Annotated in this window: 13 protein-coding genes; 10 read left to right on the forward strand and 3 right to left on the reverse strand. The window is 61.3% G+C overall.

Annotated features, from left to right (window positions below; translation table 11 throughout):
• Position 1: 1 nt before the first annotated feature.
• Positions 2 to 889 carry a LysR family transcriptional regulator gene (locus AB7M25_RS18375; protein ID WP_454237792.1) on the reverse strand — a complete coding sequence of 296 codons (888 nt, stop codon included), beginning with the start codon at positions 887 to 889 and terminating at the stop codon, positions 2 to 4.
• A 91-nt stretch (positions 890 to 980) separates the two neighbouring features.
• Between AB7M25_RS18375 and AB7M25_RS18380 the strand changes: the two genes are divergently transcribed.
• The 8 genes from AB7M25_RS18380 (at position 981) to AB7M25_RS18415 (ending at position 10,355) form a co-directional block, all read left to right on the forward strand.
• Complete coding sequence (locus AB7M25_RS18380; RefSeq protein ID WP_429387737.1) at positions 981 to 2,423, forward strand: aldehyde dehydrogenase family protein; 1,443 nt, start codon at positions 981 to 983, stop codon at positions 2,421 to 2,423.
• A gap of 13 nt (positions 2,424 to 2,436) precedes the next feature.
• Entirely contained in the window at positions 2,437 to 3,423 is a 987-nt protein-coding gene (locus tag AB7M25_RS18385; RefSeq protein ID WP_454237793.1) for a dipeptidase, read from the forward strand.
• A 106-nt stretch (positions 3,424 to 3,529) separates the two neighbouring features.
• On the forward strand, positions 3,530 to 5,083 hold the full coding sequence (locus AB7M25_RS18390; protein ID WP_429387743.1) for a BCCT family transporter: 1,554 nt from the start codon (positions 3,530 to 3,532) through the stop codon (positions 5,081 to 5,083).
• 23 nt (positions 5,084 to 5,106) lie between these two features.
• A complete protein-coding gene (locus tag AB7M25_RS18395; RefSeq protein ID WP_454237794.1) occupies positions 5,107 to 6,822 on the forward strand; it encodes a hypothetical protein in 1,716 nt (571 codons plus the stop codon).
• A 1-nt stretch (position 6,823) separates the two neighbouring features.
• Positions 6,824 to 7,546, forward strand: a complete 723-nt coding sequence (locus AB7M25_RS18400) for a DUF3726 domain-containing protein (protein WP_429387746.1) — start codon at positions 6,824 to 6,826, stop codon at positions 7,544 to 7,546.
• A gap of 29 nt (positions 7,547 to 7,575) precedes the next feature.
• A complete protein-coding gene (locus AB7M25_RS18405) occupies positions 7,576 to 7,950 on the forward strand; it encodes a RidA family protein (protein ID WP_429387748.1) in 375 nt (124 codons plus the stop codon).
• A gap of 274 nt (positions 7,951 to 8,224) precedes the next feature.
• The gene (locus AB7M25_RS18410; RefSeq protein WP_454237795.1) at positions 8,225 to 9,085 is read left to right on the forward strand and encodes a CAP domain-containing protein; all 861 of its coding nucleotides are present in this window, start codon (positions 8,225 to 8,227) and stop codon (positions 9,083 to 9,085) included.
• Positions 9,086 to 9,953: 868 nt separating this feature from the next.
• Entirely contained in the window at positions 9,954 to 10,355 is a 402-nt protein-coding gene (locus AB7M25_RS18415) for a GFA family protein (protein WP_454237796.1), read from the forward strand.
• A 162-nt stretch (positions 10,356 to 10,517) separates the two neighbouring features.
• Here the strand turns inward: AB7M25_RS18415 and AB7M25_RS18420 are convergent, their stop codons facing one another.
• Both AB7M25_RS18420 and AB7M25_RS18425 read right to left on the reverse strand, forming a co-directional pair.
• Positions 10,518 to 11,150, reverse strand: a complete 633-nt coding sequence (locus AB7M25_RS18420) for a Vgb family protein (protein WP_454237797.1) — start codon at positions 11,148 to 11,150, stop codon at positions 10,518 to 10,520.
• Between the two features lie 36 nt (positions 11,151 to 11,186).
• Complete coding sequence (locus tag AB7M25_RS18425; RefSeq protein WP_454237798.1) at positions 11,187 to 12,407, reverse strand: helix-turn-helix domain-containing protein; 1,221 nt, start codon at positions 12,405 to 12,407, stop codon at positions 11,187 to 11,189.
• 315 nt (positions 12,408 to 12,722) lie between these two features.
• Here AB7M25_RS18425 and AB7M25_RS18430 point away from each other — a divergent pair, with 315 nt between their 5' ends.
• On the forward strand, positions 12,723 to 13,148 hold the full coding sequence (locus tag AB7M25_RS18430; RefSeq protein WP_429387756.1) for a GNAT family N-acetyltransferase: 426 nt from the start codon (positions 12,723 to 12,725) through the stop codon (positions 13,146 to 13,148).
• A gap of 263 nt (positions 13,149 to 13,411) precedes the next feature.
• Positions 13,412 to 14,641 carry an alanine racemase gene (gene alr, locus AB7M25_RS18435; protein ID WP_454237799.1) on the forward strand — a complete coding sequence of 410 codons (1,230 nt, stop codon included), beginning with the start codon at positions 13,412 to 13,414 and terminating at the stop codon, positions 14,639 to 14,641.
• Positions 14,642 to 14,697 lie beyond the last annotated feature (56 nt).

A 14,697-nucleotide genomic window follows, 5' to 3' on the forward strand; every position in this document is an offset into this window, starting at 1 on the left:
CTTACAGATCGACCATCTGCATGTTCGCTTTGAGAAACCCCATCAACTCGGCTGCCGCCGGCGACAGGCTGTGCCCCTTGCGGCACAGGATGCCGATCTGGCGCTCCACCCGTGGTTCGGAAAGTGGCAGGAACACCAGTTTTTCGTTGCCCTGCGGGAACGCCAGGGACGGCAGCGTCGTGATGCCGATGCCCTCTTCCAGCATCGCGATCAGCGAAATCATGTTGGAGACGAACAGCAGACTGCTGTCCAGCAACCCCGCCGCGTCCGTGCCTGCAAGCAAGCGCGAGGTGCCATTGCGTACCAGGGGATAGGCCTGCAGGCTCGACCAATGCAAGGCCTCGCCTTGCGCCACCAACGGATGATCGTGGCGGCAGACCACCCCCACCCGATCACTCAGGATCGGCACGAACTCAATGTTTTCGTCCGCCGTCCACACGCTGCTGATCGCAAAATCCACCTGCCCCTGGACCAACAACTGCTGCACGCTGTCGGCATTGCCATCCTGCATGCTGATCTGCATTTTCGGGTGATCGCTGACAAACCGTGCGAGCAGATGCGGCAACAACCGACTGGCCACCGACGGCACCGTCGCGATGCTCACCTGACCGATTTCATGCCGTGCCAGCAAGCTGACTTCACGGGCGATGCGGTCGTGATGCGCCAGCAAATCCTGGAACAGCGGCAAACAGTGCTCGCCGAATGGCGTCAGTTCGGTTTTACCGCCCTTTTCGAATAATGGCTGGCCGAGCTTCTGCTCCAGTTCACGTACGGCCAGGGACAACGCCGGTTGCGTGCGATAGGCCTGCTTCGCCGCGCCGTGAAAGCTTTTCAGCCGGGCAACCAGGACGAAATAGCGCAGTTGGGTAATCTTCAGTTCGGGCAACACGGTTAGTTTTCCTTATCATTTCATATTTATTATTAATTTTTATTTGCAGAGTAATACTCTCAAGATGGGGCCAACGCAATCGGAGGTTCCCATGGCACTGCAACCCTGCAAAAACTACATCGGCGGTAACTGGTGCGAAGGCCAGGGCGTCATCGCCAACCACAGCCCTTCGGATGTTCAAGACCTCATTGGCCATTACCATCAGGCCAGCGCCGAACAGACGCTGGATGCCATCGCCGCCGCGCGCGACGCCCAGCCGCAATGGGCCGTCAGCGGCCTGGAACAGCGCCAGCAGGTGTTGATGGCCATCGGCAACGAGTTGATGGCACGCAAGGAAGAACTCGGCGAACTGCTCTCCCGGGAAGAAGGCAAGCCGCTGGCCGAGGGCATCGGCGAGGTCAATCGCTCCGCGCAGTTCTTTCATTACTACGCTGCTGAAGTGCTGCGCCAGATGGGCGAGACGGCCGCTTCGGTACGCCCCGGCATCGAGATCGAAGTCCAGCGTGAACCGGTGGGCGTGGTCGGCATCATCACGCCATGGAATTTCCCCATGGCCACCGCCGCGTGGAAGATTGCCCCGGCCCTGGCCTTCGGCAACGCCGTCGTGTTCAAACCGGCCAACCTGGTGCCGGCCAGCGCCTGGGCCCTGACTGAAATCATCAGCCGCCAGGCCTTGCCCGCCGGCACCTTCAACCTGGTCATGGGCAGCGGCGCCGTGGTCGGCGAAAGCCTGATCCAGTCCGCCGACATCGACGCATTGACCTTCACCGGTTCCCTGCAAACCGGTCGCCGCGTCGCGGTCGCCACCGCCAGCAATCTGGTGCGTTGCCAACTGGAAATGGGCAGCAAGAACGCCTTGGTGGTGCTCGATGACGCCGACCTCGACATCGCGGTGGAATGCGCGTTGAACGGCGCCTTCTTCGGCACCGGGCAAAAGTGCACGGCCTCTTCGCGATTGATCGTCTGCGACGGCATCCATGACCGTTTCGTCGAAGCGCTGGTGGCGCGCATGCGTCAACTGAAGGTCGGTCATGCCCTGCAACAAGGCACGCAGATCGGCCCGGTGGCTGAAGCCCGACAACTGGAACAGAACCTCCATTACCTGCAACTGGCCGAAGACGAAGGCGCGACCCTGGTCGAGGGCGGCCAATTGCTGAACCTGCAACCGGCCGGGCACTACATGCGCCCCGCCCTGTTCACCAACAGTCACAACAACATGCGCATCAACCGCGAGGAAGTCTTCGGGCCGATTGCCTGTGTGATCCGGGTCAGCGATTACGAAGAAGCCCTCGCCGTGTTGAACGACACCGAATACGGCCTCACCGCCGGGATCATCACCCAGTCACTGCGTTATGCCAGCGACTTCAAGCGCCGGGCCCGCACCGGTTGCGTCATGGTCAACCTGCCCACCGCCGGCACCGACTACCACGTGCCGTTCGGCGGCCGCAAAGCCTCCAGCTTCGGGCCACGCGAGCAAGGGCAATACGCCCGCGAGTTCTACACCGTGGTCAAGACCACCTACGTGCGACCTTGAACAGGAGATCAGCATGCACGACTTATTGATGATCGACGGCCTGCAATATTCCCACTGGAACGAAGCGATCTTTCGCCAGATGCAGGAAGGTGGCCTGAGCGCGGTGCACGCCACCATCGCCTACCACGAGAACGCCCGGGAAACCCTGTCGCGAATCGGCGAGTGGAACCGCCGCTTCGAAACCTGGCCCGAGCTGATTCGTCCGGTACGCGAGGCTTCGGACATTCGCCTGGCGCATCAGGAAGGCCGCGTCGGGATTTTCTTCGGTTTCCAGAACTGCTCGCCGATTGAAGACGACATCAGCCTGGTGGAGGTTTTCCGCCAGCTCGGCGTGCTGATCATGCAGCTCACCTACAACAACCAGAGCCTGCTGGCCAGCGGTTGCTACGAGACCGAAGACAATGGCATCAGCCGTTTCGGCCGCCAGGTGATCCGCGAGATGAACCGCGTTGGCATGCTGATCGACATGTCCCACAGCGCCGAGCGCAGCACCCTGGAAGCCATCGAGCTGTCGAGTCGGCCGGTGATCGTCTCCCACGCCAACCCGTCGAGTTTCCACGCGGCCAAACGCAACAAGTCCAACGCGGTATTGCGCGGTATCGCCGAGTCCGGCGGCCTGCTGGGTTTCAGCACGTACCCCTTCCACCTCAAGGGAGCGTCGGGCTGCACCCTGGAATCGTTCTGCGACATGGTCGCCAGCACCGCGGAATTGATGGGCGTCGAACACATCGGCATCGGCACCGACCTGTGCCAGCAACAACCCCTGCAAGTGCTCGAATGGATGCGCAACGGGCGCTGGAGCAAAGACAAGGATTATGGCGAAGGATCAAAGGACAACGCCAACTGGCCGGCACCGTTGCAATGGTTCCGCGACAGCCGGGATTTCCCGGTCATCGCTCAGGGCCTGCGCGACCGGGGATTCGCCGAGGACGAGGTACGCAACATCATGGGACTCAACTGGTTGCGCCTGCTGGAAAACGCTACGACGGCGCAAAACTGACTCTTGATCGACACCGTGAGGACAGCATGAAAAATAACAACAATAGCCTCCCGTTCATCTCCCCGACCGGCGATGCACAGCCCCAGGCGCGTATTTTGGAGGCATCATGAAAATATCCGATTCCCTGCAAGCCGACGTCCAGCCACTGGACCTTGCACCGCCGAAAAAAGACATCGACTGGCCGCTGTTCTTGATCAGCGGCGGGTTCCTCGGCGCCTTCCTGATCGCGGCGCTGATCGACATCGATGGTGTCTCGCTACTGGTGAACACGCTCTTTGCCTGGTCGACGAAGTTCTTCGGTTTGTACTGGCAGATCCTGATGCTGGCAACCTTCGCCATGAGCCTGTTCATCTGCTTCAGCAAATGCGGGCGGGTACGCCTGGGCGGCGTCGACCAGCGCCCCGATACCAGCACCTTCAACTGGATCGCCGTGATCATGTGCGCCCTGCTCGCCGGGGGCGGTGCCTTCTGGGCGGCAGCGGAACCGATGATGCATTTCGCCAGTCCGCCACCGCTGTTCGCCGGGGTGCAACCGCACACCGAAGCCGCCGCACACGCTGCGCTCGCGCAATCGTTCGTGCACTGGGGCTTTCTCGCCTGGGCGGTGCTGGGCAGCCTGCTGGCCATCGTGCTGATGCATTTGCATTATGACAAAGGCCTGCCGCTGGCGCCGCGTACCCTGCTCTATCCGTTGTTCGGTGAACGCGCGCTCAAGGGTCCGATCGGCACCCTGGCGGACGCCACCTCGATCATCGCCGTCGTCGCCGGCACCATCGGCCCGATCGGTTTCCTCGGCCTGCAAATCAGCAGTGCGTTGCACTCGGTCTGGGGCATTCCCAATGATCTGGTGGTGCAGTCCATCACCATCGTGCTGGTCACCGTGATGTACACCATCTCCTGCCTGGTCGGGCTGGAGGGGATCCGGTTCGTCAGCGGGATCAACGTCTGGCTGATGATCGGCCTGGCGGTATTCATGGTACTGCTCGGGCCCACCGCTTTCATTCTCGGCGGTTTTCCCACGGCGTTCGCCTTGCACCTGGAGCAGTTCATTCCGATGACCCTGTTCCGCGCCGACCCGAAATGGCTCGACTGGTGGACGGTGTTCTACTGGGGCTGGTTCATTGGCTACGCGCCGATGGTCGCCCTGTATGTGGCGAAGATTTCCCGTGGCCGGACCATCCGCGAAGTGATCATGACCCTGTCGATCATCGCCCCGCTGGTAACCATGTTCTGGTTCACCATCGTCGGTGGCGCCGGCATCGGCATGGAATTGCAGACGCCAGGCATCGTCACGGCCCACGGCGCGCAGCCCGAGGACCTGCTGCTGGGCGTGACCCAAAACCTGCCCCTGGGTGGACTGATCTCGGCGCTGTTCCTGTTCCTGAGCTTCATTTCCGTGGCCACCAACGGCGATGCGATGGCGTTCACCGTGGCAATGGCGATGTCCAGTAATGACAAGCCGAAACCATGGCTGAGGGCCTTCTGGGCCATCGGCATGGGCCTGGCCGCGGTGGTGTTGATCACCATCGGTTCGGGCGGGGTCACGGCGCTGCAATCCTTTATCGTAATTACTGCCGTACCGGTTTCGCTGCTGATCCTGCCGTCGCTCTGGGATGCACTGCGCATCGCCCGGCAGATGGCTCGCGAACAGGCGGTCTGATGATGAACAGTTCAGGAATCGCAATGATGTCGCACACCGACACAGACACCGCTTCGGCCTTGCGGCCCGCCGCCCGGGTCATGGACCTGGAGCGGCTGGGCAGCCACTTTCAAAGCCGCTTGAGTTTCGTGCGCAGCAGCATGCGGCGGATGATGAACGAGCAGTGGCGCATCCAGCGCACCTGCTTCGACCTGGATGCCGAGGGCTTCGGTACGGCGATCTACCGCATCGACACCGCCAGTGCCCACTATCACTGCGTGATTTTCTCGATGTACCTGCCGCCGGAAAAGCGCAGTGACCGGGTCATCGCCGATCAGTGGGATGTCAGTTTTGTCCTGCTTGCCGGTGATGTCGACGAACAGCAATTGACTGACCTGCGACGCAATGTGCCGTTGCAGGAAGCCGGGCGTTTTGATTCGCGAGTGCTGGTGCTGTCGCGGGCCAACCGTAGCCTGCGCAACTTCGAGCGTTTTCTCGAGGCGCTGGCCGAAGGCTGTCAGCCAGACCCACGGCAACTGGCCGAGGTCGGCTACCTGTATCGCACCACCGCGGTGTACGGCAACGGCAAGTTCGGCATCGCCGACTTGAGTTGCCTGCAAGGCACTGCGGACTTCACGCAACCCTTCAGCGCCCAGATGTTTACCGTGTACCTGTTGCGGCATTTCAGCATCGAGCAGATCGAACACATGGCCCGGGCGCGCAACCCGCAGCGGGCGGTGGGTCTGGACCCTGCCCTGCAGCGTTACCTTGGGGTCGGCAATTCCACGGGGTTGGGCATGGCGCCGTTCCTGATCAATCACCCGCAACTGGTCAACCAATGGGTGTGGTCCAGGGAAACCGCACTGGCAAAGGTGGTGGCACAAGCGGCTGACCTGCCTCATGCCCAGCGCTTCCAGGCGTTGCTGCTACGGGCCCGTCAGCACTTGCAGCAGACCAGCACCGAGGACCAACGGCAAAGCACCATCGACCAGCAGACGCTGGCCGATCTCGAACAACTGGCCGAGTGGTTCGCAGAGCAGTCGGTCAACGCGGGTTTGTGGTCGCGCCTGCAGGCCTGGGCCGAAGTGAGCGTCGGCGCCGGTTGCCAGGAACTGCTGGTCAGCCTGCTGCTGGAGTTGTACCCCGAACAGGTCGATCCGCTGGCCGAGCAGATGTCGGTCAACGAGGGGTTTCGCCTGAACGCCGAGATGCCCTTGGATGAGCTGTGCGATCTCATCGAGACCCAGTACCGCTGGGCGCTCGATTACAACTTGAGCGGCGCCGAGGCCAACCACTTTTTCTGGTATCGCTCGGCGGAAAAGGAAGAACCACGCCTGGGTGAACGGGCCATGGAGCCAGGCGCCGAGAAAGAAATGCAGTTGGGGATCGCGCACAACATTCAACGTTGTCATCGGGCCCTGCTTGCCTACCGCGAGCAACACCCACGGCAATTGACCGCGCACTTTCTGCTGGCGCTGCCGCAGTTCAAAGGCACCGTCTGCCGCCTGCAGGGCATGGCCCGCTGCGCCTTCGGGGAGATCCGCGCCAACCTGATGGACCGCAGCATGCTGCCAATCCACTTGCTGCGCTGCAAGCTGGCGCTCTTCGGCGCCGGCAAGTTCGACCCCAAGTCCAGCCGCTGGGTGCGCATCACCTTGTTTCAGGGAGCACCGCTGGTCAGCGAGATTGGCCAGCCGTTCGCCGACGACTGGAATTTTGCCGTCATGCCTGAACTGGCCAACGCTGCCGGAGCACTCTGAAATGCGTGTATCGCTCAATGAAATCCAGGTGATCTGCCGCAAGGCCTTCGAAGGCATCGGTTTTGCACCCGGTGATTGCGACGACGCCGCCGAGATGATTGCCAGGCTGCAACAGCAAGGCCTCGACGGTGTCGGTGCGCTGAAAAAGGCGTTGGACTTTCTTCACGATGAAGTCGATCGCCCCATCGAAACCTGCTACGAAGACGCCACGCAGCTGATCCTCGATGCCCATGGCCAGAGCGTATTGCGCTGCGCCGCCCAGGCCATCGAACTGGGGGTGGCCAAGGCCTTGCGCGGCGGCAGTGCGCTGATCCGCGTCCGCCATTGCCACAACCGCGTTCTGCTGCTGGGCTACCTGGCGCGCTGTGCCGGAGAAGGCCTGAATTTTTGTGTGTACTGGCGCGATGCCCGGCAGGAACTGGTGGCCACCTTCAGCGCCGGCCACCCCAGCCCGGCCTTGCGCGTGTATGACCTGCCGCAACCGGCGCAGGGCGACGAGCAAAGCATCAACGTGCTGATGTCCCGCAACTTCGCGCTCCTGCCACGCCTGAGTGCCGAAGACGCGGCCCCGACGTTTGAACACAGTCAGCCAACACCCGCGGGCGGGCTGCAGGTCGATGATGAAGTCTGGGCCCAGTTGAAGAAACTGGGTGAGCGGGTGCTGGTGGAAAGCACCGAAGAATCCCGTCGCCGTGGAGCCGGCGAAGGCAGCGACGCCCGGTAAACCCCTCAAACCCGCATCAGGAAGCATCAATGAAACAGGCGATCAAGACCGACCTCTTTGCCTCGCGCGCACCACTGGAGTGGGCAGTTGTCGGCAACGGCACGCTGTACACCGCGCAAATCCCCATCGACCGCCAGGGCCAGGTGGTGAGCGGCGGCATCGAAGCGCAGACCCGGCAGACCCTGGACAATCTGCACCACACCCTGCGAGCCGCCGGCAGCTCGCTGGACGCGGTCACCCAGGTACTGATCTACGTGACCGACCGCAGCTACCTGGCAACCGTGAATGCGGTCTACGCCGAGTACTTCCAGGCGCCCTACCCAAACCGCGCCGCCATGGTCGTGGCGGGCCTGGCCCGGGAAGAAATGCTGGTGGAGCTGGTGGTGTACGCCTGCGTGGATTGATCCGGCCCGATCTTCTGTAGGAGCGAGCTTGCTCGCGATGGACGCTAACGATAACGCGAGCTTCCTGATTCAACGCGTTGCGTTTGAGTCCATCACGAGCTAGCTCGCTCCTACAGAGGTCGGCGTTACCGGCCGGTTTTCAATACCCTTCGTCGGACATTGGGTTCCGACAATAAACAGGTTCACGTCCGCCGTGAACCTTGTCCCAAGACGCCAGTCATACCCGAGCATTTTTCCTCTCCTATCGTCGTCATCTCATCCGAGTTGTCCGTTCATGCGCCAAACCGTCGTTGCCTTGCGCTTTTCTTCGCTGTGCCTGTTTTCCCTGCTCCCCGTTTTTGCCAGCCCCGCCCACGCCGATGGGCAACGGCAACTGGTCGACGCCATCAACGACTACCGCGCCCATCCGCAACGCTGCGACCGTCGCCCCGCGCAACGCTTGGCCCCCCTGACGCTCAAATCGAACCTGGCCCTGCCCGTTGGCTATGGCGGTGGGTTGCGGGACCGGTTAAAGGCTTCCGGCTATCAGGCAACCATGGTGCGCTCTATCCGCGTGGTGGGTGCTCGGGATGCCGAAGAAGCCTTCGATATGTTCCAGGACGAGCACTGCGCTGCACTGCTCGACAACCAATACGCCGATATCGGCGTCAGCCGCGCCGGGAGCGAGTGGCAAGTGGTGCTGGCGCGGCCGGTGCTCGACGGGAAAACCAGTGATCCGCGCAGCGCCGCCCAGGCGTTGCTGGCACAGGTCAACGCTGCCCGGGCCAGGCCGCGCCTGTGCGGTCGCCAACGTTTCGCCGCCGCGCGGCCGCTGTCCTGGAGCGCGGCCTTGGGTTCCGCAGCACAAAATCACAGCAAGGACATGGCCTACGGCAACTATTTCGCCCACCAGGACCCCGACGGTGACATGCCCACCGACCGCGCCAGGGCTGCCGGCTACCGTGGCCGCCAGATCGGTGAAAACATCGCCGCCGGGCAAGGTTCGCCGAGCAAGGCCATGGCCGGTTGGCTCGCCAGTCCCGGGCACTGCGCCAACCTGATGAACCCGATGTTCACCCAGGTCGGTGCCGCGTACGCCGCCAACGCCCGCAGCGACAACGGTGTTTACTGGACGATGCTGTTCGGCGCGCCTTGAGCGGCTGACCAGAGCCATCGTGCGGCATGAAAAACATTCTCCACGGGAACCTGTAGGAGCCAGCTTGCTGGCGATGGACTCAAGCGCACCGCGTTTATCCAGATCACACGCGTTATCGTTAACGACCATCGCTGGCAAGCCAGCTCCCACAAAGGACCGCATCCACGTCGTTTTTCACGCAATACCTGTAGAAGCCCAGCTCCCACAAAGGATCGCGTCCACGTCGTTTTTCACGCAATACCTGTAGGAGCCAGCTTGCTGGCGATGGACTCAAGCGCACCGCGTTTATCCAGATCACACGCGTTATCGTTAATGACCATCGCTGGCAAGCCAGCTCCCACAAAGGACCGCGTCCACGTCGTTTTTCACGCAATACCTGTAGGAGCCAGCTTGCTGGCGATGGACTCACGTGCACCGCGTTTATCCAGATCACACGCGTTATCGTTAACGACCATCGCCAGCAAGCTGGCTCCTACAAAGACGTCGTCTGAATCGTGAAAAAACCAAGGCATTAAAAAGCCCGCACTGGGCGGGCTTCGTGGGTGAGTACAAGTAGGTGGCCGGTGCTGGTCTCCGGCTTACAAGGTTTATCAGGCCTCCCACAAAAGAGTCGTGAAACCGTAATGGAACTCTTCTGCTTCACACGGCATAAGGGCTGGATCCCAGCGCGGGGATCTTTCTAACCGTGTACCCTTCGGAACGCGCCCCACGTCTCCTTGCTATCCTTTTGCGCATCAGTCTGCGTCTTCACCTACAAGGTTGAGGATAGCAAAACAGGGACGATTGCCAACCGGGCTTTTAGACCGATTTCGACCAGCAGAAAACATGGCAGGACGGAAAAATACTATCGATCCAGGGATGACTTTACATGGATGAGTTTCACCAGGGCAGCTGCCTCTGCGGCGCCATCAAATATCACGTGTCGACCGAGCTGAAAGCCGTCACCCATTGCCATTGCAGCCAATGCCGAAAGAGCCACGGGGCAGCGTTTGCGACCTACGCGAGCGCGCCCGCCTCGGCGCTGTCGATCATGACCGGCACTGACTCGCTGATGGCGTATCAATCGTCCAAAGGTGTCACGCGACAGTTCTGTTCCCGCTGCGGATCTTCGCTGTTCTGGACTGACTCGACAGGCGCGTTTTCCGAGTGGGTTTCGATTGCCCTCGGCTCGCTGGATACGCCGCTACGGACACGCAAGCAAAAACATGTTTGCGTCGGCTCGAAAGCGGATTGGTACGATATCAGCGATCAGCATCCACAAGCGGACTGAGTGGCTGGAGTGAGCTTGCTCCCACTGTGATTTCCACTGACTCTGTGGGAGCGGGCTTGCTCGCGAAAGCGGTGTATCAGGTAGCATCAATGTCGTCTGACACGCCGCCTTCGCGAGCAAGCCCGCTCCCACAGGATAAGTGGGTGTACACAGATCCGTGCCTCACGAAGGCCGACGCACCACCCTCACCTTGCCGCTATCGCCGCCACCGCAGAACAATCGCTCGCCGCCATCGGACTCAAGTCCCGACACGCCGACGCCTTCCGGCAGCCTGAGGCTCTCGAGTACTTCACCGGTTTGCGAGTCGATGCGTCGCAACTCACTCTCGTCGCCCTCCCAGGTGCCATGCCACAGCGAACCTTGCACCCAGGTCACGCCGGTGACAAAACGGTTGGATTCGAGGGTGCGCAGGATCTTGCCAGTCTCGGGGTCGATCTGGTGGATCTTGCGTTCGCGGTACTGGCCCACCCACAACGTCCCTTCGGCCCAGGTCAGCCCCGAATCGGTGCCGGCGCCGGGGGCCGGAATCGTCGACAGGATGCGGCCGGTGCGGGGGTCGATCTTGTGGATGCGGTCGTCGGCGATCTGGAACAGATGCTCGCCATCGAACGCGGTGCCAGCATGGGCAGCGACATCGATCGAGTTCAGCAGCTTGCCGCTTTCCGGGTCCAGGGCATTGATTTTACTGTTGCTGGCGAACCAGACCTTTTCGCCGTCCCAGGTGACGCCGCACACATGATCGACCTCGGCAAACGGGCCATATTCACGAATGACTTCAGCAGTTGCGTGTTTCATCTGGCATTCCTCAATGGGGGGGTGGTGGCGTTCATCCTAGCCACCGGGCAGCGGCGCCGGGAGTAACAAGGTCGTCGCGAATCCCGGCACGGGCGGCGTCATCCAGCGCCGCGCGCGGCCTCGGCCAAACCACTGCACCTTGCCCTGCTCCGCCAGCGTATCGAGCGCACGCTGCACCGTGCGCTGGCTGGCACCCAGCGCCAGGGCCAGGGCGGAACTCGACCACGACTGGCCATCGGCGAGGCAGGCAAATACTGCGGCAAATTTTTCCTCGACCGGTTGCGCCAGTGTCACCACCTCCGTGCACACGGACGTTTGCAGGGCAAAACCACGGGGCGTCGCGATGACGCCGGCCAACGGTTTGAGCGCTTTACGCAGGCGGCCGATTTCCACGCGCAGCCGGGCACGATGGGACTCATCCGAGAGCTTCAGACGGAACGCCCGGGCGATCAGCGTTTCCCGCGCAACGTCGGCGGGCCAGGCTTCGGCCAATGCGCGGGCGAGCACGAACAGGATCGGCCGCGTCGCCAGCGACACCGACATGCCGCAGCCCCGCACAACGTACCGGCAGGCGTCCACCACCAGCGCCGTTGAACCGAGCAAGGCTTCGACTTCATCGAGCAGCAGCGCACGTTCCTCACCCCGGGCAATCAGGCGTGCCGCGGGTGCGTCGAGCAGGCGCGCCACCTGTTCGACTTCAGCGATCAGCGCGGCAATCCCCGTCTGACCGGCAGCCTGCCCGGCTCGCGTCAACGCCTCCCGCGCCGCGTTCGATTGCAGGCGGCGAATGGCGATCCCCGCCAGCACCAGTTCATGGGTAGCGCGCAAGGCCGGCGGCAAGGGGCCGGGGTCGAGACTGGCCAGCAACTGCTGCGCCTCATCGAGCTGGCCGATCAGCAGCAGACGGCGGATTTGCAGATACCGCGCGTGAGCGGCATTGACCCGGTCACCGTGCTGTTCAAGGGTGACCCGTGCCGTTTCGAGCGCCTTGACCGGCCAGCCGAGTTCCCGCGAAGCCAGGGCGATTTCGGCCTCGGCCACCACGCATCGGGCACGGGCCAGCACCTCCCTGGGCGAAAAGGCCCGTTGCGCGCGCTTGACCAGCGCCCGGGCGCGCACCAGATCGCCCAGTTGCGCCATGGCGATGCCGCGCAGGGCGAGCGCCGGCGCATCGTCGCGCAAGGCCACGCGGTCCAGAGCGCCCAGTGGATTGCCCGCTGCCAGCGCCTGGGCGGCGGCCGTGATCATCGAGTCCATCGAAATCCCGCCACGCTTGTCACTCCCATCATTCGATACCCGGGTTTAGTCTAATTCACGACCTTTCTCCAGGAGCGTACAGCGATGAACACGCACACAACCGCGACAACCAGATAAGCCAGGCGCAGCCCTGGAAACAGCACCTTGCTGAAGGTACCACCGGTGTAGAGCACGCGGCGTTGGCAGTCACAGTTCCAGTCCCATGTATTGCTGTTTGATCAGAATCAGTGCCAGGTAGATCTGTAAACGGAGGACCGTTGCGCGGAGCACGCATATGGCACAATGTTTTCTTCCTGACTCAATCGTTGAGGCCTCATGATCCGCGACTTTCGAAACGTTGACCGGGAGCCCGTATTGGACATTTGGCTACGAGCGTCAATCCAGGCGCATCACTTCATAGTCCCCGAATTCTGGCATAGCCAGCTTGATGCCATGCGTGAGGTCTACCTGCCCGGCGCCATGTCCCGAGTGTTTGAGGCAGACGGGACGGTAGCAGGGTTCTGCTCTGTATATGGAGACACACTTGCGGCGCTATTCGTATCGCCTGAACGTCAGAGGGACGGTATAGGTACGCAGCTTCTCGCGGACGCCATGGCATCCAAGTCAACTCTACAGCTGACTGTGTATTCGGCGAATGCGCCTGCTATCCATTTTTATGAGAGGCAGGGCTTTATAGTTCTCAATGAACAACTGGACGCGCACACTGGCCACCTTGAGAAGGTGATGCGCTGGGTCGCCTGATCTGACTCATGTAGCGACAGGCGAAAGGAAAACCACAGGTCGCGCTCGCTTCAGCCCAAGCGTCTGCCCAACTGAACTTGTATCGTTAAGAGGGCGACGCGATCCCCGACTTGCACCTTGCAGACACCGGCACCCACAACGGCCGCGAACATATTCCTTACATGTTTTTACATCTTCGAACGCGGCGTACAACGGCAACTTACATCGCCTTCCAATAATCGGCATCGGAATAATAAAAAGACCGATTACATGGAGAGTTTCAAATGCCCTTTACTCGTACTGTTCTAGCGTTGTCCCTCGGCCTGTTTTTTTTGCAGAGCCAGGCCCAGGCGGCGCCGCCGCTGTCGCTCACTAATGGCAACTCCGAGCTGACTGCGCAAATCAGTAATGCCTGGATTGAAATCAACAAGACCGCGTTAGAGCACAATATCCGTACCCTGCAAGCGGAGCTGGCCGGCAAGTCGAAACTCTGTGCGGTACTGAAAGCCGACGCTTATGGTCATGGTATCGGGTTGGTGATGCCTTCGGTGATCGCGCTCGGTGTACCCTGTGTGGCGGTCGCCAGTAACGAAGAGGCGCGAGTGGTTCGCGAAAGCGGCTTTAAAGGCCAGTTGATCCGTGTTCGCACCGCTTCCCTGGGGGAGCTGGAAAATGCTTTGCAGTACAACATCGAGGAACTGGTGGGCAACCTCGATTTCGCCCGCCAGGCGGCCGATCTTGCACATAAGCACGGTCGAAAACTGCAGGTGCACATCGGCCTCAACTCAAGCGGCATGAGCCGTAACGGCATGGAAATGGCCACCGAACAGGGCAAGAAAGACGCCGTGGCAATCACAAAGGTACCGAATCTGGAAGTGGTCGCAATCATGACCCACTTCGCGGTGGAGGATAAGGACGACGTACGCAAGGGCCTGGCAACCTTCAACGAACAAGCGGCCTGGCTGATGGACGTGGCCCAGCTCGATCGCAAGAAAATCACCCTGCACGCGGCCAACTCCTTCGCCACCCTGGAAGTACCCGAGTCGCGCCTGGACATGGTGCGCACGGGCGGCGCGTTGTTTGGCGATACCGTCATTTCGCGCACTGAATATCGGCGCGTGATGCAATTCAAGTCGCATGTGGCCTCGGTCAATGACTATCCCGCTGGAAACACAGTGGGTTACGACCGCACCTTCACCCTGGCACGTGATTCGAAACTCGCCAACATCACGGTCGGTTACTCCGATGGGTATCGCCGCGTGTTCACCAATAAAGGCGTGGTATTGATCAATGGTCATCGCGTGCCGGTGGTGGGCAAGGTTTCGATGAACACCGTGATGGTCGATGTCTCGGATGCACCCGACGTCAAGGCAGGTGATGAAGTAGTGCTGTTTGGCAAGCAAGGCGCAAACGAAGTCAGCCAGGCGGAAGTCGAAGAGATCAACGGCGCGCTTCTGGCCGACCTCTACACCGTCTGGGGCAGTGCCAACCCGAAAATACTGGTCGAGAAGTAATCCCGCCACCATCGTAAATTACCGGGCACGCTCATTCGTGCACAGTTTTGCCAAGC

This window comes from Pseudomonas sp. AP3_22 TE3818 (assembly GCF_053628995.1).